Source organism: Microseira sp. BLCC-F43 (assembly GCF_041929235.1).
Classification (GTDB): Bacteria; Cyanobacteriota; Cyanobacteriia; order Cyanobacteriales; family Aerosakkonemataceae; genus Microseira.
Window position 1 is genome coordinate 130,192 of record NZ_JBHFNP010000022.1, and the last position, 26,283, is coordinate 156,474.

25 protein-coding genes are annotated in these 26,283 nt (G+C 46.1%); 17 read left to right on the forward strand and 8 right to left on the reverse strand.

The window, feature by feature from the left end; genetic code table 11:
* Positions 1-19: 19 nt before the first annotated feature.
* A complete protein-coding gene (dnaK, locus tag ACE1CM_RS03070) occupies positions 20-2,128 on the reverse strand; it encodes a molecular chaperone DnaK (RefSeq protein WP_374875933.1) in 2,109 nt (702 codons plus the stop codon).
* A gap of 148 nt (positions 2,129-2,276) precedes the next feature.
* On the opposite strand from dnaK, the gene ACE1CM_RS03075 reads away from it, so the two are divergent.
* Positions 2,277-2,975 carry an ATP-dependent Zn protease gene (locus ACE1CM_RS03075; RefSeq protein ID WP_374875934.1) on the forward strand — a complete coding sequence of 233 codons (699 nt, stop codon included), beginning with the start codon at positions 2,277-2,279 and terminating at the stop codon, positions 2,973-2,975.
* 117 nt (positions 2,976-3,092) lie between these two features.
* Here ACE1CM_RS03075 and ACE1CM_RS03080 read toward each other — a convergent pair whose 3' ends face one another.
* Complete coding sequence (locus ACE1CM_RS03080; protein WP_374875935.1) at positions 3,093-4,082, reverse strand: diguanylate cyclase; 990 nt, start codon at positions 4,080-4,082, stop codon at positions 3,093-3,095.
* Between the two features lie 1,495 nt (positions 4,083-5,577).
* Between ACE1CM_RS03080 and alaS the strand changes: the two genes are divergently transcribed.
* The 4 genes from alaS (at position 5,578) to ACE1CM_RS03100 (ending at position 12,946) form a co-directional block, all read left to right on the forward strand.
* A complete protein-coding gene (alaS, locus tag ACE1CM_RS03085; protein ID WP_374875936.1) occupies positions 5,578-8,220 on the forward strand; it encodes an alanine--tRNA ligase in 2,643 nt (880 codons plus the stop codon).
* An 83-nt stretch (positions 8,221-8,303) separates the two neighbouring features.
* Positions 8,304-9,107 carry a Uma2 family endonuclease gene (locus tag ACE1CM_RS03090; protein ID WP_374875937.1) on the forward strand — a complete coding sequence of 268 codons (804 nt, stop codon included), beginning with the start codon at positions 8,304-8,306 and terminating at the stop codon, positions 9,105-9,107.
* A 43-nt stretch (positions 9,108-9,150) separates the two neighbouring features.
* Positions 9,151-10,905, forward strand: coding sequence for an adenylate/guanylate cyclase domain-containing protein (locus ACE1CM_RS03095; RefSeq protein ID WP_374875938.1), 1,755 nt, complete (start codon positions 9,151-9,153; stop codon positions 10,903-10,905).
* A 328-nt stretch (positions 10,906-11,233) separates the two neighbouring features.
* Positions 11,234-12,946, forward strand: a complete 1,713-nt coding sequence (locus tag ACE1CM_RS03100) for an adenylate/guanylate cyclase domain-containing protein (RefSeq protein WP_374875939.1) — start codon at positions 11,234-11,236, stop codon at positions 12,944-12,946.
* Positions 12,947-13,034: 88 nt separating this feature from the next.
* On the opposite strand, the gene ACE1CM_RS03105 is transcribed toward ACE1CM_RS03100, so the two are convergent.
* Positions 13,035-13,325, reverse strand: a complete 291-nt coding sequence (locus ACE1CM_RS03105) for a hypothetical protein (RefSeq protein ID WP_374875940.1) — start codon at positions 13,323-13,325, stop codon at positions 13,035-13,037.
* A 351-nt stretch (positions 13,326-13,676) separates the two neighbouring features.
* Between ACE1CM_RS03105 and ACE1CM_RS03110 the strand changes: the two genes are divergently transcribed.
* Entirely contained in the window at positions 13,677-14,078 is a 402-nt protein-coding gene (locus ACE1CM_RS03110) for a VanZ family protein (protein ID WP_374875941.1), read from the forward strand.
* A 24-nt stretch (positions 14,079-14,102) separates the two neighbouring features.
* Here the strand turns inward: ACE1CM_RS03110 and ACE1CM_RS03115 are convergent, their stop codons facing one another.
* Positions 14,103-14,933, reverse strand: coding sequence for a pentapeptide repeat-containing protein (locus ACE1CM_RS03115; protein WP_374875942.1), 831 nt, complete (start codon positions 14,931-14,933; stop codon positions 14,103-14,105).
* A 29-nt stretch (positions 14,934-14,962) separates the two neighbouring features.
* On the opposite strand from ACE1CM_RS03115, the gene ACE1CM_RS03120 reads away from it, so the two are divergent.
* The 10 genes from ACE1CM_RS03120 (at position 14,963) to ACE1CM_RS03165 (ending at position 21,534) form a co-directional block, all read left to right on the forward strand.
* Complete coding sequence (locus ACE1CM_RS03120) at positions 14,963-15,136, forward strand: hypothetical protein (protein ID WP_374875943.1); 174 nt, start codon at positions 14,963-14,965, stop codon at positions 15,134-15,136.
* A 68-nt stretch (positions 15,137-15,204) separates the two neighbouring features.
* Positions 15,205-15,396, forward strand: coding sequence for a hypothetical protein (locus ACE1CM_RS03125; protein ID WP_374875944.1), 192 nt, complete (start codon positions 15,205-15,207; stop codon positions 15,394-15,396).
* The gene (locus ACE1CM_RS03130; protein ID WP_374875945.1) at positions 15,374-16,117 is read left to right on the forward strand and encodes a phosphodiester glycosidase family protein; all 744 of its coding nucleotides are present in this window, start codon (positions 15,374-15,376) and stop codon (positions 16,115-16,117) included. Before ACE1CM_RS03125 ends, ACE1CM_RS03130 begins: the two co-directional genes overlap by 23 nt.
* Positions 16,118-16,147: 30 nt before the next feature.
* Positions 16,148-17,614, forward strand: coding sequence for an Asp-tRNA(Asn)/Glu-tRNA(Gln) amidotransferase subunit GatB (gatB, locus tag ACE1CM_RS03135; protein ID WP_374875946.1), 1,467 nt, complete (start codon positions 16,148-16,150; stop codon positions 17,612-17,614).
* 634 nt (positions 17,615-18,248) lie between these two features.
* Positions 18,249-19,490, forward strand: coding sequence for a bifunctional ornithine acetyltransferase/N-acetylglutamate synthase (argJ, locus tag ACE1CM_RS03140; RefSeq protein ID WP_374875947.1), 1,242 nt, complete (start codon positions 18,249-18,251; stop codon positions 19,488-19,490).
* Between the two features lie 231 nt (positions 19,491-19,721).
* A complete protein-coding gene (locus ACE1CM_RS03145) occupies positions 19,722-19,931 on the forward strand; it encodes a DUF2283 domain-containing protein (protein WP_374875961.1) in 210 nt (69 codons plus the stop codon).
* Positions 19,932-20,110: 179 nt separating this feature from the next.
* On the forward strand, positions 20,111-20,260 hold the full coding sequence (locus ACE1CM_RS03150; RefSeq protein ID WP_374875948.1) for a hypothetical protein: 150 nt from the start codon (positions 20,111-20,113) through the stop codon (positions 20,258-20,260).
* 31 nt (positions 20,261-20,291) lie between these two features.
* Positions 20,292-20,627 carry a DUF433 domain-containing protein gene (locus ACE1CM_RS03155; RefSeq protein ID WP_374875949.1) on the forward strand — a complete coding sequence of 112 codons (336 nt, stop codon included), beginning with the start codon at positions 20,292-20,294 and terminating at the stop codon, positions 20,625-20,627.
* 8 nt (positions 20,628-20,635) lie between these two features.
* A complete protein-coding gene (locus ACE1CM_RS03160) occupies positions 20,636-20,998 on the forward strand; it encodes a DUF5615 family PIN-like protein (RefSeq protein WP_374875950.1) in 363 nt (120 codons plus the stop codon).
* 14 nt (positions 20,999-21,012) lie between these two features.
* Positions 21,013-21,534, forward strand: a complete 522-nt coding sequence (locus ACE1CM_RS03165) for an AAA family ATPase (protein WP_374875951.1) — start codon at positions 21,013-21,015, stop codon at positions 21,532-21,534.
* On the opposite strand, the gene ACE1CM_RS03170 is transcribed toward ACE1CM_RS03165, so the two are convergent.
* Complete coding sequence (locus tag ACE1CM_RS03170) at positions 21,529-22,050, reverse strand: DUF29 family protein (RefSeq protein ID WP_374875953.1); 522 nt, start codon at positions 22,048-22,050, stop codon at positions 21,529-21,531. The two genes, ACE1CM_RS03165 and ACE1CM_RS03170, sit on opposite strands and share 6 nt — an antisense overlap.
* A gap of 237 nt (positions 22,051-22,287) precedes the next feature.
* Here ACE1CM_RS03170 and ACE1CM_RS03175 point away from each other — a divergent pair, with 237 nt between their 5' ends.
* Positions 22,288-23,193 carry an endonuclease I family protein gene (locus ACE1CM_RS03175; protein ID WP_374875954.1) on the forward strand — a complete coding sequence of 302 codons (906 nt, stop codon included), beginning with the start codon at positions 22,288-22,290 and terminating at the stop codon, positions 23,191-23,193.
* A gap of 200 nt (positions 23,194-23,393) precedes the next feature.
* On the opposite strand, the gene ACE1CM_RS03180 is transcribed toward ACE1CM_RS03175, so the two are convergent.
* From ACE1CM_RS03180 to ACE1CM_RS03190, 3 genes are all read right to left on the reverse strand, one after another.
* A complete protein-coding gene (locus ACE1CM_RS03180; RefSeq protein WP_374875955.1) occupies positions 23,394-24,230 on the reverse strand; it encodes a Tab2/Atab2 family RNA-binding protein in 837 nt (278 codons plus the stop codon).
* 129 nt (positions 24,231-24,359) lie between these two features.
* Positions 24,360-24,833 carry a hypothetical protein gene (locus ACE1CM_RS03185; RefSeq protein WP_374875956.1) on the reverse strand — a complete coding sequence of 158 codons (474 nt, stop codon included), beginning with the start codon at positions 24,831-24,833 and terminating at the stop codon, positions 24,360-24,362.
* A 78-nt stretch (positions 24,834-24,911) separates the two neighbouring features.
* Positions 24,912-26,283: RNA-guided endonuclease InsQ/TnpB family protein (locus tag ACE1CM_RS03190; protein WP_374875957.1), on the reverse strand; the 1,372-nt coding region annotated here is incomplete at its 5' end.

Consider the following 26,283-nt stretch of genomic DNA (forward strand, 5'->3'; position numbering starts at 1 on the left):
ACCAATTACCAATGACCAATTAGAACCATTCATCATCATCATCATCCCAATCATCGTTTTGGTAATTTTTGCGCGAGCGACTTGACCCGATGCTGTCGGAAGTCTGGCGACGACTTGACCCGGTATCGTAATAGGGGCGGGACTCAGAGCGATCGCGTCCGTAGAGGCGGGAGTCTTCGCGATTGTTGTAATAGGAGCGGGAGTCTTCGCGATTATTGTAATAGGGGCGCGAGTCTTCCCGGTAGTCTTCGTCGTCATCATCTCCAGCGAAGACGCGACGAATTGAGCCAAAAAAGTCGTCGTCTTCCTCGGTGAAGCGTTCGCGGATTTCGCGATTCAAGTCTGCGATCGCATCTTGCAAGTCTGACTGGGATCTGTCAATACCCCTGTCGTCGTTTTTAGCCAAACTGTCCCGCAACTCCCGAATCGCGCTTTCGATGCGGTAGCGGTAACTGCTGGAAAACTGGGAGCCATAATCAAGCGTTACTTCTCTCAATTGCCGTTCTGCCTGGGAAATCAACGATTCCGAACGGTTACGCTTATCTATGCGTTCTCTTGTCAGTCGGTCTTGTGCGGCATATTGTTCCGCATCTCGCAGCATCCTGCTAACTTCTTCCTCGCTCAAGGTAGAAGCGCCTTGGATCGTGATAGTTTGTTCCCTGCCCGTACTTCTATCTTGCGCGGTTACTTGTAAAATGCCGTTGGCATCGATATCAAACGCTACCTGAATCTGGGGGATGCCTCGCGGTGCGGGGGGAATGCCCAGCAGCTTCACCCGTCCCAAAGATTTATTATCCTTCGCCATTTCCCGTTCTCCCTGGAGGACGTGAATTTCCACCAGAGTTTGATTGTTTTCTGCGGTGGAAAAGGTATCCGAACGCCGCACCGGGATTGTAGTATTGCGGGGAATCAATTTTTTCATCACGCCGCCGATGGTTTCCAGACCCAGGGACAAGGGTGTAACATCCAACAGCAGGACATCTTTGAGTTCGCCCCCTAAAATGCCTGCCTGAATTGCTGCTCCCACTGCGACGACTTCATCTGCGTTAATATTTTGATTCGGCTCGATGTCAATTAAACTGCGAACCAGTTCTTGCACCATTGGCATTCGGGTTGAGCCGCCAACCAACACGACCTCATCAATTTGATCTGGACTTAGATTAGCATCGCCCAGCGCTCTTTTTACAGGGCGGCGCAGGCGGCTAACCAAGTCGCCGCACATGCTTTCAAATTCAGACCGATTCAGTCGATATTCTAGGTGAACCGGGCCGTCTTCGGTAGCTGCGATAAAGGGTAAATTAATCTCAGTGCTGCTGACGCCAGACAGCTCTATTTTGGCTTTTTCTGCGGCTTCGGTCAGCCGTTGCAAAGCTTGACGGTTCCGCCGTAAATCTATTCCTTGTTGTTCTAGAAATTTATCTGCCAACCAATCAACGATTTTTGTATCAAAATCATTACCGCCTAGCTGGGTGTCGCCGCTAGTGGCTTTCACTTCAAATACCCCATCTCCCACATCCAAAATCGATACGTCAAACGTGCCGCCGCCGAGATCGAATACTAAAATCGTTTGATTTTGTTTGCGGTCGAGTCCGTAAGCTAACGCCGCTGCGGTCGGTTCGTTTAAAATCCGTTTAACTTCCAGTCCGGCAATGCGGCCTGCATCCCGCGTTGCTTGTCGCTGAGAATCGTTAAAATAAGCCGGAACTGTAATTACCGCCCCCGTCACTGGCTGCCCTAGATAGCGACTGGCTTCATCTGCCAACTTCCGCAGCACCATTGCCGAAATTTCTTCGGTGGCAAATTCTTTATTCAGACGGGGACACTTAATTTTCAGGTTGCCTTGTTCGTCTTTGCGAATGCCGTAGGGGACTCGCCTTAATTCCGGGTTGATTTCGTCGTACTTGCGACCGATGAAGCGCTTGACGGCGTAAAAGGTATTTTGGGGGTTCAGAACAGCTTGTCGCCTCGCCATCTGTCCGACGATGCGTTCTCCTTCTTTGCTAAACGCTACTACAGAGGGAGTTGTCCGCATTCCTTCGGCATTGGCGATGACAACCGGCTTGCCACCCTCCATCACGGCTACCACTGAGTTGGTTGTACCCAGGTCAATGCCGACTACTTTGCCCATGCGTTGCTGTTCTCCTGGTGAGTCTTAATAAAATGTTGAGAACCTTTGCTTGGATTCATTCTATCTTGCGCTTGGGTATGCACGGTGGCAAGGGGTGAAGAGGCGCACATAATAAGAAAGAATTGGGATTTTTTACTTTTGTGCCAACATGAGCAAGACTGCCCTGAATTTAATTGCCATTTCTGTTTTTGCGATGACGCTTTCGGTGTTGCTGGGGCCGTTGATTAATTTATCACTAACGGTTCCGGCGATCGCAACTGCCGGTATTCTGGGACTGGCTACGTTAGATTCTTTCACCTGGCAAGGACAGGGAGCGACCTTGCTTTTAGATTGGCTGGCAAATTTAGACCCAAAGCATCGCGCCCGCGTACTCCGCCACGAAGCCGGACATTTTCTGGTTGCTTACCTGTTAGCCATTCCGGTCACGGGTTACGCACTGAGTGCTTGGGAAGCTTACAAGCAAGGTCGTGCAGCCTATGGAGGCGTTGCGTTTGACGACCTGGAATTATCCGCGCAAATCCAAACAGGTATCTTATCGGCACAGATGTTAAACCGTTACGGCACTGTTTGGATGGCGGGAGCGGTTGCCGAAGATTTAGTATACGGCAACGTTGAAGGTGGCGCGGAAGACCGGGAGAAACTCCGCACGGTTTTAGCTCAGATCGGGCGTTCCCCTGCTGCCTATCTCCAGCAAGAACGCGCTTTTGCCCTGCAAGCGCGTACCCTGTTGCAAGCACACTGGTCTGCCTACGAAGCCCTCGTGGCAGCAATGGAACGCGGCGACGATGTGGCGTCTTGTTGTACCATAATCGAGCAATATTGTCAAATAGCAAGTGTTAATGGCTAATGGCTAATGGCTAATGGCTAATTGGTAATGGTAATGGTAATTGCCGAGTTTTTGAATATGCTCCTCTTGCCCCCCTGCTCACCTGCCCCCCTGCTCACCTGCTCACCTGCTCAAGATTTAATCTCCGGCAACGACTTGGTTGCGCCCAGAGGTTTTAGCCTTGAGTAGATTTTGATCGGCGCGGTTGATTAAACTGATGCCGTTGGCGTCATCAGTTGGTTGTAGCGTGGCGACGCCGATGCTGACGGTAACTGGCAGCGCTAAGTTGGCGTCAATCGCAAAAGGTTGTTTGCCGATCAGACTGTTGAGGCGATGGGCAACTGCTTGTCCTTCCTCCAGGGTGGTGTTGCTGAGAATTATCACGAATTCTTCGCCACCGTAGCGAAAAGGCGTGTCTTGAAACCGCAGGTTGTGTCGCAGGCGTGCCGAGAGCAGCTTTAGCAACCGATCGCCTACTAAATGACCGTATGTATCGTTGACCGACTTGAAATAATCTATATCTAAGATCAGCAAGCTTAAAGGTGTGGTGCGGTGGCGCGCGTTCTGAATTTGCCGGGGTAATTCCCAGTCTAGGGCTCGCCGGTTGCTCAGTTCCGTCAGGGGATCTGATAGTGCGATCGCGCTGAGCAAATCGTTGGTACGCATCATGCTGCGGTATATTTGCACCCGCCCGATCCCCGCTCGTATTTGCGCTTGCAATAAATGATTTTCCAGCTTCCACCCGGTTAGTGACAGTACATCTTCGCTTTTCTGCAACGACAGCAGCAGAAAGGCATCTGCCCCCCCTTCCAGGGCGGCTGTTCTATAGGCTAACTCCCAATTCCAGCCAGGAACGATTTCTTCGCTCTGGTTTTGAGGTTGATCGGCGATCAAAATACAATATATCCAAGCCAGACTGGTCTGTTGTTTGATCTGCCGACAAAGCTCCAAATTGCCTACCAGGCTTGCTTGTAAAATCAGCACGTCAGGCTGTTGTGCTTGAATTAGATGCTGTGCCTCTTTCGGGCTGGATGCCACATCTACATCACAAGCTGGTAACGTTGGAAGGCGGTCTAAAATTGTCGCTTGGAAGTCATTGCCGCCAACTACAAGAATGGAACCATCCATTGGCGTGAGGCGCTGGGTGGGAAGGTATACGATTTGACCCTGGTCAGGCGAGATAACATTCACGGTTAGTAGAACATAAAGTGGTGACCCAAACAAGAGCAACAAGACACCCCGACCGATGTTTTATCAGTATATCTTCTGCGTTTAGTTCAGCCACCGATTGTCTTTTTAACGTTTTTTTTGTTGGTTCTACAACGAGTCTGATTGATTTCTCGGATAATCAGTATAAATTCACACAATCTTTATCAAATATAATTTGGCAAGCTAAAAGCTGATTGGCAAAATTTATAGTAGTTATAGGTTACACAAATAACCGTTTTTTTGCCTAAGTACAATCCACAGATGACGCGGTCATAGATATTGCTAATGGCTAGTTGCTAATGGCTAATTGCTAATGGCGAACTTCATCGTAGGACACGGTGACGTGGGGAATGTCTCTGCAAAACTCTCCGCGAAGGCGATCGCATTCTTGGTGATAATAATTACATGACTTACGCAAGGGCGTTCCTAGAAACCCGGTTTTTTTGGGTAAGTCCTGATTATTTTGCCGGGCTAGGGAAGATTTTTTTGCGCGTTTTATGTATCATTAATTACTTTTAAAACTTAAAAGATCCGAAAAAACCGATTGTGCCAGTTGAGGGTGACGCTTTCCCAAAAACAGCTTTCCCAAAAACACTGTGAGCCTAGCCGAAGGCAGCTAGACTCACCAAAATGCGTTGTTCGATTTTTCAAGGGTTAATCGTCAACTAGGACAAATAATCAACAGTCTACTACTAAGGTGTACAAGCATTGCAGCTTCACAACCACGGCCTATAAGGAGTTGTTTTTTACCAGACTTAGGTTTGGCTCGGCTTTCGCTGGGAGAGCGTTTTGCCACCGACAACAATCTTTATCCTTGGTGCAAGACAAAAATTACTCAAATCAAGCATTTCGCTCCCTTTGAGGGAAAGCTTCCTGTTTCTACCAGGGGAGTCTCCTCCTAACCTGTCCACAGGCGTAAATTCCGCGCTTGCCGCACTTACAAGGGTTTTTGGGGCATTTTCCTTTCTTAATCGCAGCGTTTAAGTCACGCTCGATGGAAACGCCGCAGTGATTGCATTGGTAAAAATGCTCTAGCTGCAACTGGGTCCCAGACGGGAGACACCGGGTCTTGACCCTTCAAGTTCCGTTCTTTTGGTATCCAATATCAAATTAACATGACGATTCCTGCCCGATCTACCCCATTAATCAAACTTGATGAGTCTTAACGAACTGCAAAAATAGGGCAGACGCGGGGACGCCCCGACGCGGGGATGGGGAGAGTTTTAATTATGGGTGAGTTGCCTGACATCATATGAGACTCCAGGCGCACCAGGGGCATAGTGAAAAAATGGTCATTAGCTAGCAATTCTTCGCCATTAGCAATTAGCCATTAGCAATTACCCATTACCGATGACCAAAATGTAAAAATAAATAAAGCGTTGAAATTCTAGTTCTTAGTTTGTTATAGAAATCCATGTCTTTTTTTCCCCAGTTCGAGAGTGGTAGCGAAATCCGGCAAAAATTCCTCGATTTTTACTCCCAGCGGGGACATCAAGTCCTCCCTAGCGCTTCTTTGGTGCCAGAAGATCCCACCGTACTGCTGACGATCGCTGGGATGCTACCGTTTAAACCTATATTCTTGGGACAGCGCGCGCCCCAATTCCCCCGCGCTACTACGTCCCAAAAGTGCGTCCGGACTAACGATATCGAGAATGTGGGACGCACCGCCAGACACCACACCTTTTTCGAGATGCTGGGGAACTTCAGCTTTGGGGATTATTTTAAAGAACAAGCGATTGCATGGGGTTGGGAACTCTCCACCCAAGTCTTTGGTTTACCCCCACAACGCCTCGTGGTCAGCGTGTTTGAGGAAGATGACGAAGCTTTTGCCCTTTGGCGCGATAAAATTGGCGTCCCGGAAGCGCGCATTAAGCGCATGGGTAAAGATGATAATTTTTGGGCATCTGGTCCAACTGGTCCTTGCGGCCCTTGTTCGGAAATATACTATGATTTTCACCCGGAACGCGGAGATGAAAATATCGATTTAAACGACGATTCCCGTTTTATCGAGTTCTACAACCTGGTATTCATGCAATATAACCGGGATGCAGATGGGAATTTAACCTTGTTAGCAAGTCAGAATATCGATACGGGGATGGGTTTGGAACGGATGGCGCAAATTTTGCAACAGGTTCCCAACAACTACGAAACCGATTTAATTTTCCCGATTATTAAAACGGCGGCGGAAATTGCTGGCATCGATTACAGCAAAGCAGATGAGAAAATTAAAGTATCTCTGAAAGTAATTGGCGACCACGTTCGCGCAGTGGTTCACATGATTGCTGATGAAATTCGCGCGTCGAATATCGGACGGGGATACGTACTGCGCCGCCTGATTCGTCGCGTGGTGCGTCACGGGCGGTTAATTGGGATTGAAGGGGAATTTACTACTAAAGTCGCAGAGACGGCGATCGCTCTCTCCGAATCCGCCTATCCCAATGTCCGCATCAGGGAAGCGCAAATTAAAGCCGAATTGCAACGGGAAGAATCTCGCTTCCTCAAAACTTTGGAACGCGGCGAAAAACTGCTGGCTGAAATTATCGAACAGCTTCAGAAGGAAGGCAAAACGGAAATCAGCGGGGAAAGTGCTTTTACCCTTTACGATACTTACGGGTTTCCCTTAGAACTAACCCAAGAAATTGCGGAAGAAAATCACCTCACCGTCGATAATGCCGGGTTCGATGCGGAAATGAAAAAGCAGGTGGAACGCGCTAAAGACGCCCACGAAACAATCGACTTGACGGTGCAAGGTTCGCTGGATAAGTTAGCCGAACAAATTAAAGTTACCGAGTTTTTGGGATATTCTCAAGCATCGAGTCAAAGCGCTGTGGAAGCGATTTTGGTCGGGGGAAAATCCGTAGAAGAAGCAGACGCCGGAACAAACGTGCAAATTGTTTTGGATCGCACGCCATTTTATGCCGAATCTGGCGGACAAATCGGCGATCGCGGCTATATTTCCGGTAGCGATCTGCTAATTCGGATCGAAGATGTGAAAAAGGAATCCGATTTCTTTGTCCACTTCGGACGCATCGAACGCGGTACTTTAAGGGTAGGCGATAAAGTATCCGCGCAAATCGATCGCTCTTGTCGTCGTCGCGCTCAAGCTAATCATACCGCGACTCACTTGTTGCAAGCGGCGCTGAAAAAGATAATCGATGATTCCATCTCTCAAGCAGGTTCTTTAGTCGCGTTCGATCGCTTGCGGTTTGATTTTAACTGTCCTCGACCTTTGACATCAGAAGAAGTGCAACAAGTTGAGGAACAAGTTAATACTTGGATCGGCGAAGCACATTCTGCCCATGTTTCTATTTTGCCCATCGAAGAAGCTAAGGCGAAAGGCGCGATCGCTATGTTTGGGGAAAAATACGGAGACGAAGTCCGCGTCTTAGACTTCCCCGGTGTATCTATGGAATTGTGCGGCGGGACTCACGTCAGTAATACTGCGGAAATCGGCGTGTTTAAAATCGTCGCCGAAGCAGGCGTGGCGTCGGGTGTGCGGCGAATCGAAGCCGTTGCGGGGCCTGCGGTATTAGATTATCTCAACGTTCGGGATAAAGTGGTTAAGGAGTTGAGCGATCGCTTTAAAGTCCAACCCGAAGAACTCCCCGACCGCATCACCAAACTGCAAAACGAAGTAAAATCCACCCAGAAACAACTTGATGCAGTCAAGGGGGAATTGGCGATCGCCAAATCCGACCAATTGCTAGCACAAGCTGAGTTTGTCGGTGACAGCAAAATCATCGTTGCACAACTCGGAGACGTTGACGCCGAATCTCTCAAAACCGCCGCAGAAAGATTGCAGCAAAAATTGGGTAACGCTGCGGTAGTTTTGGGGTCAATTCCCGAACCAGATAAGGTGAGTTTGGTAGCATGTTTTAGCCCAGAAGTCAATAAAAAAGGGCTGCAAGCTGGCAAATTTGTCGGGGGAATTGCCAAAATCTGCGGCGGCGGTGGCGGCGGACGCCCGAATTTAGCCCAAGCAGGAGGACGGGATTCGAGTAAGTTAAAAGAAGCCTTAGAAACGGCTCGAAATCAGTTAATTGAAGCGTTGAATTAGTCTAGAAATTGTGACAGAAACCCGGTTTTTTCAAAAAAACCGGGTTTCTAGTGGCGAACTGTAGACAAGGAGTAGACAAATATATGGTGAAATCTTCACTTCCACCACCAAAAATCCAGACTGAACTCACTGAGGAACTAGCTGAACGAGGATGGCGGACTCAAACCCTAATTCAACCGGATGGCACAACCAAAAAAACTCAAATACCGCTGACATCAGCCGAGTTTTTGCACCCAGAGGAAGGATATCAATTGCCCATTAGCACATTTCACAGCAACATCTGTAGAGACGCTGAAGATATACTATTACGTCGCTACGCCAAAGATGCAACAGTTGTCGTATTTCGGGATCTGATAATTGTTTGGGATGACGAAGATATTAAACCTCACTGTCCCGATGTGTGTGTAGTTTTTGGCGTGCAGAACAAAGAGCAAAATCGTCCCCGTTTTATTGTGGCAGATGAAGGTGTAAAACCGGCTTTAATTATTGAAGTTGTATCCCCTCGCTATCGCAAAGAAGACAGGGAAATAAAAGTTATCGAGTACGAACAAGCGGGGGTGCAAGAATATGTCATTATCGATCGCCGCACCCAACGGGGTGAGGAAATAGATGAAATACTAGGCTATCGGTTAATTAACGAACGCTATCGCTTGCTAACTCCCGACGATGATGGACGAATTTTGTGCGAAACGATTGGACTGTGGATTAGTTTGCGCGATGGTAGTTTGATGATGGAAGATGCTGAAACGGGTGAGCGTTTGCTGACTTCCGGTGAATTAGAAGAACGAGCTACCCAAGCTGAAACCAGAGCTACCCAAGCTGAGCGTCGGGTAGCCCAATTGGCGGAACTTTTGCGCGCCCAAGGCATCGATCCAGACCAAGTTTAAGCGCTTCCTAGTGGGATAGTAAACTCAAAACGCCAAAATTTTTATGACTTTACGCCAGAAGACATTGCTGCTGATTGGCGTCACCCTCATCGGGTTACTTGGGGTGCTATACGCTACTTTATCTACGATCCTGCTGAGCTACCTTTATGACTTGGAGGTCAGAAAGACTCAAAAGGAATTGAAACGCGCACTGGATTCTTTGTCAGAAGAGGTGGCACAACTCAGCGTTGTGGCGCGTCAGTGGGGTGTGTGGGACCATGCTTACAAGTTTATGGAAAATGGCGATGGCAACTTTATTAAAACCAATTTCAGCGACTCGCTGTTATTCGATTTCAGGCTGAATTTAGTACTGCTTAGCCGTCCTTCCGGTCAAGTCGTTTTCAGCCAAGGCTTGAATCTGAGGCAACAAAAAGCGATGCCGATGCCACAAGGGCTGATTGATGCTAACTTTGGGCTGCAAAGCACCGATTTAAGCAGCGGTTATCGAGGTATCCTGCTAGTGCCGGAAGGTACGCTGATTGTTGCTTCACAGCCGATTATTACCACGAATGGTAGAGGACCTAGTCGCGGTAGTTTAGCGATCGCGCGCTACCTCAACACTGCTGAACTCAATCGCTTAAAGGCGCTGAACCAATTATCTATTACTATCCACAAGGTTAACAACCCTCGCTTACCAACTGATTTTCAACAAGCGCGTTCTGAATTTGAGCTTTCTCAAGAAAATTTGCTCAATATTGCATCAAACCGCTTACTCAGTACCGAGGAGTTCATAATCCGTCCGCTAAACAACGATACCATGTCGGGCTATGCCTTACTCCGGGATATCTACAACAAACCTGCTGTGCTATTGCGAGTAGACAGTCCCAGAGTTATTTACAAGCAAGGTTTAGTGGGTCTGCGCTATCTAATTTTATCCTTGTTTGGAGTTGGCTTAATTTTTGTTTTTGCGACGCTATTGCTGTTAGAAAAGTTAGGATTGTTACGGTTAGCTAGCCTCAGTAAAGATGTCAAATATATCGGGACGACCAATGACTTATCGATGCGGTTGTTCAGCAATGGAGCAGATGAATTATCAAGTTTAGGTAAAACGATTAACTGGATGTTGTCAGCTTTAGAATCTTCTTTAAAAGATTTAAAATCGGAACGGGAAAAAGTCGAACAACTGCTGCTTAACATTTTACCCCAACCGATTGCCAATCGTTTGAAGAAAGAGGAACGCACCATCGCTGATAGTTTCAACGAAGCGACGGTTTTATTCGCCGATATCGTTGGTTTTACCAAATTATCTGCTCATACACCCCCGGTGGAATTAGTCAACTTGCTCAAACAAATATTTTCGGCTTTTGATCGATTAGCCGAACAGCATGGATTGGAGAAAATTAAAACAATTGGCGACGCTTATATGGTGGTTGGCGGTATTCCCACTCCTGGAAGCGAACGCGCCCAAGCCGTTGCGGAAATGGCGCTGGATATGCTCAAAGCAATTCAAGAATTCAATGCGGCTAATCATGGTAAGTTTAATATGCGAATTGGCGTCAATACTGGGCCAGTTGTCGCAGGAGTTATTGGCCTCAAAAAGTTTATTTACGATTTGTGGGGCGATACCGTTAATATTGCTAGCCGCATGGAGTATCAGGGTATTCCCGGATGCATTCAGGTTACCGATGATACTTATGATCGTTTAAAATATCAGTATGAATTTGAGCGGAGAGGCGTTATTCAGGTAAAAGGAAAGCGAGAAATGATCGCTTATTTGCTACTGGGAAGAAAATCAGAAATTTGTGCGTTAGTATACTAGGTAATGGGGTGCTTGTTTAGGGGTCAATTCCGCAGACAGATAGGTTGAGTTTGGTATCATGTTTTAGGCAAAAAGTCAATGAAAAAGTGTTAAAAATGGGATTGTTTGTGGCAGCATACGCCCCAACCTCGCGCCAGGGGGAGGGTGCAATCCGACTAAGTTAAAACAAGCCCTCAAAAGCGCCCGAACTTAGTTTTACTCAGCCTGGAAATAATTTTTGCAATTAATCCGGATTAGGTCATCGGTCATCGGTCATAGGTATGGTCATGGTTCGTTAAAAGAAAATCTATAGATATATGACCTATAGGGATCATCTGGGGGAGCTTAAATGAAACTGTATCAAAAAACACTGCTTACGATTGGCATTACGCTTTCAGGTCTAATTGGGGTTTTGTATGCTACGACATCATCGATTTTGGTGAACGGCTTTACCCAATTGGAAAAAAGAGAGGTACGACAGAACGTTCAACGAGTTCAAAACGCCTACTCTAATTACCTGAACGAGTTTAATGCCTTAAATTATCAATGGGCGGCTTGGGATGAAACTTATGGCTTCATCCAAAATGGCAACCCGGATTACATTAAACGCAATCTCCGCCCAGCAGATTTCCAGACGCTAAATATCAATTTGATTTTGTATCTCAACGCCTCTGGGAAACTGGTTTATGGGCGGGGATTCAATCTCAAACAACGCCAGTTTAAGCCAGTGCCAACAGGATTTTTGCCCAGCCTGAGATCTAAAATGAACCTGCGACAGCAGCCAAACAATATGAGCCGCTTCAGCGGTATTGTGCTGTTGCCTGAAGGCGCGCTAGTGCTTTCGGCATTGCCAATTCTTACAGGTCAAGGAAAAGGCCCTGTTCGAGGCACTTTAATCATGGGACGCTACTTAAACAGTGACGAAATCAAGCGTCTGAGTCAATTAACCCGCTTAAATATTACAGCGTACAAGGTAACCGATCCCAAGTTGCCGAGCGACGTTTCTGCTGTGAAAGCTGCTTTGTCGTCCCAGGTACAGTCCTCTGAAACTTCAATTGTTGTTCAGCCAAGTTCAACTGATACGATCAGAGGATACACGCTGCTGCAAGATATCTACAATCAGCCGGCGCTGCTATTGCGGGTAGACCTGCCGAGAGATATTTATAAGCAAGGCCGAGTCAGCCTGAATTATTTCATCGTATCCCTACTGGTGGTTGGGTTTGTATTTACCGTTGCGACTTTATTGTTGTTAAGGAGATTGGTGTTGTCCCGCTTGGCGCGTCTGAGTAATGAAGTCAAGAGCATTGGCACGACGGGCGATTTTTCAATGCGCGTAGCGGTTTCTGGTGCGGATGAACTGTCGAGTCTGGGTAGCACAATTAATTGGATGTTAGAAGCATTGGAATCTTTTTTAAAAGAACTATCAGCAGAACGAGAAAAAGCCGACCAATTGCTACTAAATGTCTTACCCCACCCAATCGCAGATCGGTTGAAAAACAAGCAAAGCACTATCGCTGACAGCTTCGCCGAGGCAACTGTTTTATTTGCCGATATTGTTGGCTTTACCGCAATGGCTAGTCATACATCTCCGGTAGAACTGGTCAGCTTGCTCAATCAGATATTTTCAGCCTTCGATCGGCTGGCTGAACAGCATGGTTTAGAGAAAATTAAGACGATTGGCGATGCCTATATGGTGGTGGGTGGAATTCCCGTGCATAGAGAAGATCACGTTGAATCTGTTGCCCAAATGGCGCTGGATATGCAAGAGGCAATTAGCCTATTTAATCAGGAGAAAAATTCTGAATTTACCATGAGGATCGGTATCAGCACTGGTCCAGTCGTCGCGGGGGTGATTGGCATCAAAAAGTTTATTTACGATTTATGGGGCGATACGGTTAATATTGCCAGTCGCATGGAATCACACGGCCTTCCTGGATGCATTCAAGTTACTGCTGCCACTTATGAGCGGTTAAAAGATAAGTTTAAGTTGGAGAAGCGAGGCGTTATTCAGGTAAAAGGTAAGGGAGAAATGACGACTTATTTGCTGCTGGGAAGAAAATAAGAAAATCCCAGATTCTTAGATGACATTTTAAACTAAATATTTAGCAAAAGTAGGGTGCGCTAACCCACCCTACTTTTGAGATAGCTCGCTACCCCTTAGATAAAATATCAGATAAACTATCGGGTAATAGTGACGGAGCGATCGCTTTGTCAATTTCTTGGTTAAAATCTAGGTTGGCGAGTGGGTTGGAAGTGAGTTCAACCCATTTATTTGTTTCTAAATTAAAATTTTGATTCAACAACAGTTGAAGCATGGAATCTGTAGTAGGTAGCGCAGCAGTTGCGAAGCCCTTTGTGGGGTTAGATACGAGCTTGTTGCCAATCGCTAGTCCAAAGAATAGCAGAAATAGCAGGACAAAAGTGAATACGCGCTTGTGCATTGCTTGTAAGTTGACCTTAGCTAAACGACAATTTCTGGTAACTAATTTTATATTTCCCAGATTGTTTCAGAAAATAACATTGTAGGGGCACGGCATTAAATATTTTGCCCCGATTCAAAACATTTATCTATGCCGTACCCCTACTGTCCCCTTTCGCCTTGGCGGAAAACTTGCTCGTGTTATCAGAAATGCGCCAAGTTGGATTTGTAGTAGTAGGGGCACGGCATCAACCATTTTTGCATTCATTAACAATATTGGTCGCCCGCCGTGCCCCTACTTCGGACAGCAGGCGAAAAGGTTTATTTAGCTCGCCTGTAGCAGTCGTTTGGACTAAAATTGAGGAATTACCAGATGAAATCTTCCAACAAAGGCTGGGTGTTTGCTTTTTGGTTTTACTTTGGTATCTTGATGACCATTTCTGCTTCGGCTTATTTAAAAATTCTCCCAGTCAAATCGTCAACTCTTCCATTTTACGATACAATAGGGCATTTTGTTTTAGTAGGATTGGCTGCTTTCTTCAGTCATCTAGCACTTAACAAGCGGCGGATTAACTGTTTAAATTTTTCCCTGCCATTGGCTCCAAGTTTAGTTGTAATTTGTTCGATTGTAGATGAACTGCTTCAGCGACTTTCACCTAATAGAAGTTTCGACTTAACTGACTTAGCGGCTAATTTCGTCGGCATCTTATTTTTTTATTGGGTAGCCGAACGTTGGCATCTTAATAAATCTTCGGCTCATCCGGATGCTAGATAGTTAAAATCCCCGCTGAAATTGCACCTATATGTTGTCTTTGATCCCCATTGTACCCGACAAATCTGTATTTTTCAATATGGCAGAGTCAAAGACAGCATTGGTTAAATCGGCATTGATAAAAGACGTTACCGCATATTTTTTGATGCCTTTGAAAGTTAAAACCAGCGAGTTAAATGTCAACGCCAAGTAAGTTAGCGAGAGCATAGTCAAGCCAATTCCCCAAACTAATTGTTTTCCGGTTAGGTAAGAAAGCGCAACTGCCCATAGCCAAAAGGCTAATCCATATCCCGTTACCGCACCTGCGCTTGCAACTGCAACGGCTACAATTCGAGTGGGAAACCTCCCTCTGGAAAATGCCATCAATAATCCGCAGATTGTTGCACCTAATATTGCTATTTGGGGATTTTTATCGGCAGCCAATCCGGCATAAACAAACCCAATAAAAGCAGCGGATGCAGTTGCCGAGAATACAAAAGTTAATTTGGAAAACTGGGTTGTAATGACATTGATTATCCCCGAACCTGCTCCAGAAATACCCAAGCTTACTATCAAAGCGACGATGTATGACCAATTTTTTCCTCCTACAGGTTCTCCCAGACTAGGAAATACGGTGCGAATCACAGCATTAGCGGTTAAAATGATGGTGAAAAGAGCAATTATTCCCCCAAGTATCACCCGTTTAAAAGTCATTCCAGTCCGCACGCGCTCAAAATTGGCTCCTGCAAGTATTGCATAACTGAAATCGCACCCGCGAATATCCGCTTTGCTGAAGTTTGCCCCTTTGAGGTTGCGGCTTTTAAACGAGCGGTTTCGCAAGTCTTTATTGGTAAAATTGTACGAGCGAGCGCTAGTCATAATCTCCATGTCACAGATAACTTAGATAAATGCGCCAAATTAATTTTAACCAGGCTAACCGGGGCGGGTTAAAATTAATTGGTATAGATATTTGGTCAGGACTTAGGCTCATATTCCGGGTTTCTCTGAAAAATCGTCGCTTGCCAACTAAAGATATGCCTCCCTTCCGCACTCGCGTTCGCAGCAAGAAACCCGGTTTCTAAGCTCGTAGTGTGTAATAAGTCCTGTTGGTAAAACCCGCCCCTACACAATTACCAATTACCAATTACCCATGACCCATTCCACAAAACGTTGGCTAGCTGCATTAGTTTTTGAACTGTTAATATTACCCTTCCTATTTTATGGGTATCTCTACTTACTTCGTCCACCCCGCAACGATTTAAAAACAACTTTATTTCAGGGAATTATCTATCAAGGAGAGATCGACGCCAAGGCATTATATGCTTCACATCGTCAGTATTGACTTGAATGCAACGGGAATTGGGGTTTTGGTAACGCCGGGAAAACCAATGCCACAATACGGAGAAAGTAGGGCTAGGACTACTTCTGAATTGGTCAAAGAATTCAAATTGCAACTGGCGATCAATGCCAATTATTTTGGCCCTTTTCGCGAAGAACACCCCTGGGATTTTTATCCCCATAGTGGAGATAAAACTAACGTAATAGGACAAGCAATTTCCCAGGGATTTGTCTACTCTCCCCCCAGAGCGGGGTGGCCTGTATTATGCTTTGATACTAACAATCGCGCCCAAATTGTTGAAAGTGGGCGTTGTCCTGATGGTACGCTTCAAGCTGTAGCAGGGATTGATATGTTGGTAAGTGGGGGCAAGACAGTAAAATCAGATGCGAGTGATGGGGAAAAACCGTATGGGCGCGTGGCAGTGGCGGTCGGCAAAAAATTATGGCTAATTGCGGTAGATGGGAAGCAACCCCATTACAGCGAAGGGGTAACTTTAGCAGAACTGAGCGAGATAATAGTCAATTTGGGTGCTGAGACGGCGCTAAATTTAGATGGGGGCGGTTCTACTACAATGGTTGTGAGCGATCGCAAAGGCATCCGTGGATTAAATGCACCGATTCATACTAAGTTACCGATGCGCGAGCGTCCCGTTGCCAATCATTTAGGATTTTATGTCCGAAAAAACCCTCGTGCAGCCCTGACTCTCCCTGCCCGTAAGATATAATCCAAGCTTCGGATGCTATCATTAAGCATTATGACTACAGCCGCTCCGGTTAAAACCCAATACGAAGCCGTCATCGGTTTAGAAACCCACTGTCAACTCAGTACCGCTACCAAAATATTCTGTAACTGTTCCACAGAATTCGATTCGCCCCCCAACACCAATGTCTGTCCCATCTGTATGGGAATGCCTGGGGTGTTGCCGGTACTCAATCAAAAGGTGCTAGAGTATGCCGTTAAAGCGGGTTTAGCCCTGAATTGCGAAATTGCACCATACAGCAAATTCGACCGGAAACAATATTTTTACCCGGATTTGCCGAAAAACTATCAAATTTCCCAGTACGACTTGCCGATTGCTCAGCATGGATGGCTGGAAATAGAGTTAGTGGATGAAAATGGCAATCCGATTCGCAAGCGGATTGGCATTACTCGCCTGCATATGGAAGAAGATGCGGGGAAACTCGTACATGCGGGAAGCGATCGCCTAGCCGGATCCACTCACTCCCTGGTAGACTACAACCGCACGGGCGTACCTCTGGTGGAAATTGTATCCGAACCCGATATCCGCTCCGGGACTGAAGCTGCCGAATATGCCCAAGAATTGCGGCGAATTATGCGCTATCTCGGCGTCAGCGATGGCAACATGCAAGAAGGTTCCCTCCGCTGCGACGTGAATATCTCCGTGCGCCCGGTAGGACAAAAGGAATTTGGCACGAAGGTAGAAATCAAAAACATGAACTCCTTCTCTGCCATCCAAAAAGCAATTGAATACGAAATCGAGCGCCAAATTGAAGCGATTGAAGCAGGAGAAAGAATCGTCCAAGAAACCCGACTCTGGGAAGAAGGTAGCCAACGCACTGTAAGTATGCGGAGTAAGGAAGGTTCTAGCGATTACCGCTATTTCCCCGAACCCGACTTAACGCCAATTCAAGTATCTGCCGAAACGCTCCAACAATGGAAGTCGGAACTGCCAGAACTTCCAGCGCAAAAGCGCCATCGGTACGAAAGCGAATTGGGACTTTCCGCTTACGATGCGCGGGTATTGACCGACGATCGCTCGGTGGCAGAATATTTTGAAGCCACCGTTACCGGAGGTGCAAATTCCAAGCAAGCGGCTAACTGGGTGATGGGCGATATCGCGGCATATCTCAATGCCAACAAACTCAGTATCGCGGATTTGGCCTTTAAACCTTCCAGTTTAGCTGAGCTAGTTTCCCTGATTGAAACGGGAGAACTCACCGGCAAAATTGTCAAAGAGTCTCTGCCGAAGTTGCTTTCCGGCGATATTTCAATCGATAAGCTACCGCGTCCGATTGACTCTTCGGCGCTAGAACCCATCATCGATGAAATTATCGCAGCCAATCCCAAAGAACTGGAACAGTACCGTAACGGTAAAACCAAGCTTTTGGGCTTCTTCGTCGGACAGGTGATGAAGAAAACCGAAGGAAGAGCCGATCCCAAGTTAACTAACCAGTTGTTGGCTCAAAAGCTCAACGGTTAACCCAGGACAAGAATATCATGTCGATCCCCTATTCGGATCGGCGTATATGGTGGTAGGGAGAGCGGATGGTACTTCTCCCTACCAATTTTTATGTATAAATACTTATTTCATCAATTTTCATCATAACTTAATAGTTTGTTCATGAAAACTTTTTAGATAGGGGGTGACACCCCTCATACCCAAGGTGCTATATTTTGTTAAGTAGATGCACCCTGATGATCAGGAGAGTCGTCCAAGCGACTCCCCTTTTTTTTTTGGCTATTGGGTGATGGCTAATTGCTAATGGCTAATTGCTAATAGGTTAGAATCCCCCCTTGCGGGGGGCAGGCGGGGATCGTTGTTTCCCCCCAAGGCATTGGGGGCAGGCGGGGATCGTTGTTTCCCCCCAAGGCATTGGGGGCAGGCGGGGATCGTTGTTTCCCCCCAAGGCATTGGGGGCAGGGGGGATCGTTGTTTCCCCCCAAGGCATTGGGGGCAGGCGGGGATCGTTGTTTCCCCCCAAGGCATTGGGGGCAGGCGGGGATCGTTGTTTCCCCCCAAGGCATTGGGGGATCGATGCACAAGTCCTGACCAATTACCAATTACCAATTACCAATTGGTATAATCTGCCTGCTAAAGGTTGTAGGGAAAAACGATGGCAGACTGGCAGGTAATTAGCGGTAGCGTGACGGCACCTCGCGGGTATCGGGCGGCGGGAATTACGGCAGGATTGAAACCTTCGGGATTGCCGGATTTAGCGTTAATTGTGTCGGATGTGGAAGCAATCGCAGCGGGAGTCTTCACCACCTCAGTTGTGCGCGCCGCCCCGATTGACTACTGTCGCCAGCGCCTGCAAGCAAAGCACAGCGCCCGCGCCATCCTGTGCAATGCTGGACAAGCAAACGCCGCCACCGGAGATCAAGGGTGGGCGGATGCGTTAGAAAGCGCCCAATTATTGGGTGAAGCGCTAAATATTGACCCAGAATCAATCTTATTGGCGTCTACCGGCGTCATCGGACAGCGAATTAAAATGGATGCCCTGCGGGCAGGTATTCCCAAATTAGTCGCAGCGGCGTCGGAAACGGGGGGCGATGCAGCAGCAGGGGCGATTATTACAACAGATTTAGTCCCCAAATCGATTGCCCTAGAAACGATGATAGACGGGCGTCCGGTACGAATGGGCGGTATTGCCAAAGGTTCTGGGATGATTCATCCGAATATGGCGACGATGTTGTCATTTGTAACTTGCGATGCAGCGGTTTCTACTTCCCTGTGGCAGGAAATGTTAAGTCGGGCGGCGGATAAAAGCTTCAATCAAATTACCGTTGATGGGGATACGAGTACCAACGATACTTTGATGGCATTGGCAAACGGTCAATCTCGCACCCCAGCGATTACCGAAATGGGGGCGGATGCGGAGAAATTGGAGGCGATGCTAACCGAAGTATGCCAGTATTTGGCGAAAGCGATCGCCCGCGACGGCGAAGGCGCAACTTGTTTAATAGAAGTGCAAGTAAGTGGCGCACATACAGACGAAGACGCGCGCAAAGTTGCCCGAACAATTGCCGGATCCTCATTAGCAAAATCAGCCGTATTTGGACGCGATCCGAATTGGGGACGAATTGCAGCAGCAGCAGGAAGGGCGGGCGTGCATTTCGACCAACAAGATTTGCGAATTCAATTGGGCGATTTCTTATTAATGGAAAACGGTCAACCTTTGCCCTTCGATCGAAAGGCGGCGAGTAATTATTTGAAAACAGCCGCAGCAGGTGCTTACTTAAAAGAAGATACCGTTTTAATTTCAGTAAGTATCGGCAACGGTTCTGGTTCTGGTAAAGCTTGGGGCTGCGATTTGAGCTACGACTACGTGAAAATTAACGCCGAGTATACAACATAACTTCTTGTGGGGTAGGCATCTTGCCTGCCCTTACCCCATAGCGGTATCCGGTTTCTGTGCCAAAATTAAGAAGATTACCTATCTCTTCTTTCCTCTTCTCTCTGTGTTCTCTGTGCCTCTGTGGTTCGTTAAATAGGTATTTTTTGGGCAGGAAAGGAGTAATATTAGTCAATGTAAATTAAAATTGAAACGCATACATATAAGTTTTTTATCTAAAATTGCGATCTGCAGATTTTCTATGACAGCAAATCAGATTTACTTTACCTGCGTTTAGATAATCGAAAGCAGCAGGTAATTAATCAGCGTCTTTCCGAGGATATTGTTCTAGATATTGGGGAAGACAACAAGATTGTCGGCATTGAAATTATGGATGCTTCGTTAAAAGTAAATCTGGAAAATATACTGCCTGTTAAACATGAAGTTGTGCCTAAAGCAGGTTAGTTAAAATGCCAACAGAGGAATGGAGTGCAGCCTGATTGCAGCAAGATAAATTCTTGTGGGGTAGGCATCTTGCCTGCCATTTGTGGGGCGGGCAAGATGCCCACCCCACAAAACCTGCTCAAGATACCCACCCCACCATACTTGTGTCATAATCAACCCAGGTGTCTGGAAAGCGCGACATGGTTTGGGCAGCAAGACAAAGGTTACAGAATGGTAACTATATTATCGAGAAAATTCTGGAACAGCGCGGTTTCGGGATTACTTACAAAGCTTTGCATACCAAGCTGAATAAACCTGTTGTGATTAAAACTCCCAATGCGAGTCTGTAAAACTCCTAGAAGTAGAACTAGAGGAATAACCATGCAAGTACTAGAAGATTATTTTGACTTTCAAAGACCTGACGATATCCGCGTCAAAGGAACCCGCGTCGGTATCGAGCATATTCTGTACGAATACATTCATAACAACAAAACCCCAGAAGAAATAGAGCAAAACTTCCGCACAGTAACTCTGGAACAAGTGTATGCCACAATTTTGTACTATCTTGCCAATAAAGAAACCGTTGGACAATATTTCCAAGATTGGTTAGATTACTGCGAAAAAGCTCAAGCAGAATTTGATAAAAATCCTCCAGCTTTTGTGGCAAAAGTCCTTGAGTGGAAAGAGAAGCAAAAAGCAGCTAAACAAACAGAGTAACATCAATCATGACAATTAAGTACTTGATTGATGAAAATATGTCGCCTCTGTATAAAGAGCAACTACAGCTTCAGCAGCCAGATTTAATAGTTTGCGCGGTTGGTGACTCAGACGTTCCACCAAAAAGTACGAAAGATCCAGAAATTTTATGCTGGTGTGAGGAAAACGGATACATACTTGTCACCAATAACCGCACTTCTATGCCTGTACATCTAGTCGATCATCTCGCTGAAGGTCGTCACATACCAGGCATTTTGGTGCTGCGTCCAAACATGAGTATAGGTCGAATCATTGAGGATTTAATTGCTATTGCTGGGGCATCTTTTGAAGATGAATATAAAGACCAAATTACTTATATACCGCTGACATAAGCAAGAGTAAATAAATGCAACGCATTTCTGTTGTTGGTACGACTGGGTCTGGTAAGACAACTTTGGCGCGGCAAATTTGCCAGCGTCTTGCGATTCCTCATGTGGAATTAGATGCTTTGCATTGGGAACCAAATTGGACTGAAGTCCCGGATGAGGTGATGCGCGATCGCGTTTCACAAGCACTTTCTGGCAACCGTTGGGTTGTAGATGGCAATTTAAACAATGATGAACGTAATATCGTTTGGTCAAAAGCCGATACAGTTGTTTGGTTGGACTATTCTTTGCCAGTAATTATGAGTCGTATAATATGGCGGACATTTTGGCGGGTAGTGACGAAAGAAAACGTATGTAATGGCAACCGGGAAACTTGGAAAACAACATTTAGTCGCGATTCAATTATATTATGGGCGCTGCAAACTTACGGCAAAAGGCGAAGAGAATATCCGATTTTATTGCAGAAACCTGAGTATGCTCATCTTGAGGTTTTGTGTATGCGATCGCCTAAATCTACCCAAGATTGGTTATCCAGTTTATAACCTCCTACCCGCTTTCCAATCTTCCCCACCCGGAAGCTGAGTTAAGCGATCGTTAATCACTGAAGATAATTCTTTTGCCGAATAATCATAAGTGAGAGACAGCAAGCTTTTAGCCGTTGCAATAATTTGGTCTTTATTTACTAACTCTGCCAGCTGAAAAGGGCTGTAAGTTCCCTCCATCACTTCCTGACTCGCCAGGGAAACCGCTTCTTCAAATTCATCTTCAAGGTTTGATTCCCATTCATCTATTTTGACGTAGTAAGATTTTTTATTGTCTTGCAAGTTCAGTTTCTTGATTTCTCGAATAGAATTTCGCATTGAGTTCGCCCAAGAGTTTGTTAATCGTTGCTCAACTTGATTTTTAATCAAGTGAATCAGCAAAATCCTTAAAAATGATTGGATAGTACGTAGTATTGCTTGTCTACTCATGCCTTCTAGTTCATCCACAATTGCCAACGCATCGGCGTAGCGTCCCTCCAGGATACTAGCTCTTAAATCTATCAGTTCTTGAGTCATATTCTTGCCTCAATTTTTTTATTAAAGTTATAGGCGCGATCGCTTAATTTAATTAGCTTGTAATTATACCATATTTTCGATATTTTGAGCCAGAAAACCTATTTGTTGAAAAAACCGGGTTTGTTTTATTCTTTTAAAGAAACTCAATATTTGGTTTCCGGAAAAGTAGCCGCGCCTGTTGAAATATAAACATAGAAGTTAAATCAATAAAATTCATTCAAGTTAAGAGGTAAAAAAATGTTGGAAGAGCAGCTATTTCCACAATTCGAGACATCTGCTACAGATCTTGAGAAAGCTTTGAGGACATTGGCGTCGTCGCGGACTAAAAAATACTACGACGAAACGAGCGATCGCATCAACCGCGATAACTATTACGCAAGTCTCCCAAGCATTAATTCTCTCAATCCAAGTGAGTTGTTCCTGGCGCTGAAAAACCTACTGGCTCAGACGCATAAAAACAAGCTAAGCTATAAACCAGCCGCTCGACTTTACCCTTGGGTTGACCTTTACCCCGATCTGAAGCTCAGAAGCATTTACTCCGGGGAAGTTTTCAACCCTGAAGAAATTATTCGAGAAGATTTCCGCACCGAGCAAATCAGGAATTTACAGATTCAAAGGCTAAATAAGACTGTATCGGCGATGAGTGCGGTAGAGACGAGGCAAGTATTGGCTTTAATCGAGGCAAGATTGCCCTATAATTGCGAGCATGTAGTTCCCCAGTCGTGGTTCGGTAAGCGAGAACCGATGAAAGGCGATTTGCACCATCTGTTTACCTGCGAAGCGAAATGCAACAGTTACCGGGGAAATCATCCATTTTTCGACTTTCCGGATTTTGGGGAAAGTATAAGCGATCGCTGCGGCAAACTATCACAAGATAAATTTGAGCCGAGTGCCGGAAAGGGCGCTGTAGCGCGCGCTACACTTTACTTCTTACTGCGCTATCCAGGAGAAATCGATCCAACTGAAAAAGAATACAAGGTAGAGAGTTTAAAGACTTTGTTGCAGTGGCATCATTCTTATCGGGTCACCGAATACGAAAAACACAGAAACATGGCAATTTTCGAGCAGCAAGGAAATCGCAATCCGCTGATTGATTTCCCCGATTGGGCAGATAAAATTGCTTTTCGCTTAGGTATTGAATAAGACAGGACTTACGCAAAGCTTCTATATGTAGGGTGCGTTAGACGAGAGTACGGCACCAGCAACACCATATATGGTATTCCTGCGCGTAAGTCCTGTAAGAAAAACCATTCGTAGGTTGGGTTGAGGGACGAAACCCAACCTACAACTACAACTTCATCATTCTCCGCGTCCCCGCGTCTTTGCGTCTTTGCATCTCTTCTTCAATCCTCTCCTCGCAATAGCCAAAACCCAGTGTAAGTCATTCCCGAATCATCTGGTTGCACTAATAAAAAGTGCAATCCTTTACTTAACCCCTTGCGTTGTTCGTACATTTGCGCTGACTGAGAAACTTCCTTATCCTCAAATGTGGCAACTATCCAACGGTCAATTAATCCCGCTTCTAAAATTAACCCATCTGGCTCACCGGCAATGTAGTTTAATGCAAAGGGTCGAGATTCCTCTAACCAGCGTGCCAAGCGCATCGATTGCCGTCCGCCATAAATTATGACACCCGGAACGGACACTGTTGAAGCGATACCCAAATTAAAGGGCAACAAAAATTCTGGCATCTCTAAAATCGGAATTGGTTTTTCGGCAAACGCATCCTTTATATCACCTGCTGGTAGCGTCGCAAATCGCCATTGTTCTCCCCAAAGATTTTCTGGTAGCGGCACTGGGGGCGGTTTATCTAATGTTATTGATTGGTAAGGTTCCCCTGTGTAATTGCTCATATGGGGGTATTGTTGCGCTTTTTCTTGCAACCATTGTTTTAAGGCATCGGTGCGGCGCGTTGCTTCTACTGCAATTCCCAATTGTTGCGCTGCGGTTTCGATTAAACTCAACGATTGGGGACGAAAGACTTGAATCTTATCTGGTAACTTGCCAGATGATGCTATGGGAAATTGATTTGCTAGCCAAGTTGCATTCGCTTCAGATTGCGGACATAAGGCTTGGTATTTAAAGCTACCCGTCGGATTGCAAATCAATAATTCCCAGAGTGATCGCCCCAAATCGTCCTTTAACGGACGCCGATAAAAATCAGCTTGCCAAACTCTCATTTCAAATTTTGTAGACGCGCTTTAGAGTCCATAATTGAGAAAAAAGCGGCTCAAATAGAGCAGGTCAACTTCTCTAATCAACGAGTTGATTGCGATCTTTTTTTGAACCGATTAAACAGATTTAACTGTTTATTTTTCTATTGATTCCTGCTGTTTATGTTTGAGCTTCAGTGCTGAAGCAGCGCCTAAGACACCAAAAACTAATAAACCCAAAGTAAAAGTAGGTTCAGGAACAGGTTGTGGGTTTTGGCGTGTTGCCGTCCACACCCCACCGCCATAAATCGGAACACGACCAGGAACAGATGGTTGCGGTACCCACCCAGACCAGTTTCCTGTCCAAACGTCATCCGATATCGGTTCCATATTATCAAGAGCTAATTGCCGAGTCCCCAAAAACGGATCGCCAAATAACCAGACTCCCTGGCTGATATCGGGCCTAACCGAACCCCTAGCGAAGACTTGTTGTCCTGGCGGTCTAGAACCGTCAGCCCACCAAGTGAGAAAAATTGCAGGTCTCCATTGCTCACCTAAAACATCAGCCCAAAAGCTGTCTAACGCGGTGCGAACATAAAATCCTGACGGAGGTAGAGATGAACCTAACATACTTGTTTGGATAAAGGTAGTCTTATCGGGGTTATAAGTGACGCTCCTACACCTCCCTAGCGGGTAGGTGTAGGCTTCTCAGATATTCCGAAGAATATGGAGAACTTCCTTAGAGGTATCATCGGTAATAGAACCAACTATCACGATGCCACCTTTACGGCGTTTTATCGTGGGGAACAGGTCCAGCCCCACTCTCTTGATATTAATCGCGGCGTTAATGTCGCGGTCAACCCAGAGTTTTAGATCCGCGTCCCAATACTCACGAATCTTGGTATCGGTAAAAATCACTTCATCGCGATACGAAAGCAATTGAGACGTATAAGCAGGATTCTTTGCAATTACGATGGCTCCAGCTTTTCCAGCTATGTGACCGAGCAATTGAAAGAATTGACCAAACGCCGCATCCGACCAAGAGAGATTGAGTCCAGACTTGGCCGATTGACCGTTTGGGAGATACGCGCCCGATTCGTCTTGTTTGGGCGCACAGCGTTTTGTCAGACCTTTGAGATTGAGGTCTTCATGAAAGAAAACTTTCTTACCCGTTCTCACCAATTGATGAGCGGTTTTGTATTGGAAGTCCTTACGACATCTAGCAATCTTTTGATGCTGCCGTCCTTCTCGTTTTGCCAGTTTGCGACGTGATGACGACCCGCGCTCAAGGGCATTCTTTTTCTGCGAAACACGAGTGAGTTTGTGCTGGCTTTTCCGTAGCACTTTTAATGATGGAAGCTTAACGCCTTCAGAGGTTGCCAGGTAATCGTCCTCATGCAACACGGCATCCATGCCGAGCGAATTGTCCCAAGTCGGAATGATGTCATTCTTGCTCACGGGAACAGTCGGATCTTCTAGTCGCAAATTGACAAACCAACCATCAGTCTTCTTGACGAATTGAAGCTGTTTGAGGATTGATCCATCGGGCAAATGACGGTGCGACCGAATTTTAATCAATCCAACTTTGGGGACTTTGACATACAAATATTTGCCACCCACAGAACAAGAATGTAATTCAAGTCCAGCACCTTCAATCACAAAAGACCGATAGCGAGATTGAGCCTTAAATCGTGGTTTCCCGCTTCGATTCCCGTTAGAGTCACCCGAAATGAATCGCTCAAACGCGATATCAACCCGCTTACAAACTTCTTGCAGCGTGTTCGCTGGAACCCGCGACAAATCCAACGCTTCACCCGACCATTGCACCGTTACCACGTCTTTCTTCAGGTCTGGCAAATACTTTTTCTGGCTGTAATAGTTGGGCTTGTCGCGCAATTCAGGAAGATGGCAGACCAACGGGCAAGCATTCACAGGAGAACGATTAAAGTCAGTGACTCTCTTGCGAGAGCCACTGCTCTCCAGAACGGAACGTGAGACTTTCACCTCATTCCGCTCCTCATTTAACCTATCCTTTGACAATGGGCTTATCCAGACTGCCATCATTTGCAGTTTTCTTATC

Coding starts and splice junctions, on each gene's coding strand:
- dnaK (WP_374875933.1), bottom strand. CDS start 2,128: ATGGGCAAAGTAGTCGGCATTGACCTGGGTACAACCAACTCAGTGGTA.
- ACE1CM_RS03075 (WP_374875934.1), top strand. CDS start 2,277: ATGAGCAAGACTGCCCTGAATTTAATTGCCATTTCTGTTTTTGCGATG.
- ACE1CM_RS03080 (WP_374875935.1), bottom strand. CDS start 4,082: ATGGATGGTTCCATTCTTGTAGTTGGCGGCAATGACTTCCAAGCGACA.
- alaS (WP_374875936.1), top strand. CDS start 5,578: ATGTCTTTTTTTCCCCAGTTCGAGAGTGGTAGCGAAATCCGGCAAAAA.
- ACE1CM_RS03090 (WP_374875937.1), top strand. CDS start 8,304: ATGGTGAAATCTTCACTTCCACCACCAAAAATCCAGACTGAACTCACT.
- ACE1CM_RS03095 (WP_374875938.1), top strand. CDS start 9,151: ATGACTTTACGCCAGAAGACATTGCTGCTGATTGGCGTCACCCTCATC.
- ACE1CM_RS03100 (WP_374875939.1), top strand. CDS start 11,234: ATGAAACTGTATCAAAAAACACTGCTTACGATTGGCATTACGCTTTCA.
- ACE1CM_RS03105 (WP_374875940.1), bottom strand. CDS start 13,325: ATGCACAAGCGCGTATTCACTTTTGTCCTGCTATTTCTGCTATTCTTT.
- ACE1CM_RS03110 (WP_374875941.1), top strand. CDS start 13,677: ATGAAATCTTCCAACAAAGGCTGGGTGTTTGCTTTTTGGTTTTACTTT.
- ACE1CM_RS03115 (WP_374875942.1), bottom strand. CDS start 14,933: ATGACTAGCGCTCGCTCGTACAATTTTACCAATAAAGACTTGCGAAAC.
- ACE1CM_RS03120 (WP_374875943.1), top strand. CDS start 14,963: ATGCGCCAAATTAATTTTAACCAGGCTAACCGGGGCGGGTTAAAATTA.
- ACE1CM_RS03125 (WP_374875944.1), top strand. CDS start 15,205: ATGACCCATTCCACAAAACGTTGGCTAGCTGCATTAGTTTTTGAACTG.
- ACE1CM_RS03130 (WP_374875945.1), top strand. CDS start 15,374: ATGCTTCACATCGTCAGTATTGACTTGAATGCAACGGGAATTGGGGTT.
- gatB (WP_374875946.1), top strand. CDS start 16,148: ATGACTACAGCCGCTCCGGTTAAAACCCAATACGAAGCCGTCATCGGT.
- argJ (WP_374875947.1), top strand. CDS start 18,249: ATGGCAGACTGGCAGGTAATTAGCGGTAGCGTGACGGCACCTCGCGGG.
- ACE1CM_RS03150 (WP_374875948.1), top strand. CDS start 20,111: ATGGTTTGGGCAGCAAGACAAAGGTTACAGAATGGTAACTATATTATC.
- ACE1CM_RS03155 (WP_374875949.1), top strand. CDS start 20,292: ATGCAAGTACTAGAAGATTATTTTGACTTTCAAAGACCTGACGATATC.
- ACE1CM_RS03160 (WP_374875950.1), top strand. CDS start 20,636: ATGACAATTAAGTACTTGATTGATGAAAATATGTCGCCTCTGTATAAA.
- ACE1CM_RS03165 (WP_374875951.1), top strand. CDS start 21,013: ATGCAACGCATTTCTGTTGTTGGTACGACTGGGTCTGGTAAGACAACT.
- ACE1CM_RS03170 (WP_374875953.1), bottom strand. CDS start 22,050: ATGACTCAAGAACTGATAGATTTAAGAGCTAGTATCCTGGAGGGACGC.
- ACE1CM_RS03175 (WP_374875954.1), top strand. CDS start 22,288: ATGTTGGAAGAGCAGCTATTTCCACAATTCGAGACATCTGCTACAGAT.
- ACE1CM_RS03180 (WP_374875955.1), bottom strand. CDS start 24,230: ATGAGAGTTTGGCAAGCTGATTTTTATCGGCGTCCGTTAAAGGACGAT.
- ACE1CM_RS03185 (WP_374875956.1), bottom strand. CDS start 24,833: ATGTTAGGTTCATCTCTACCTCCGTCAGGATTTTATGTTCGCACCGCG.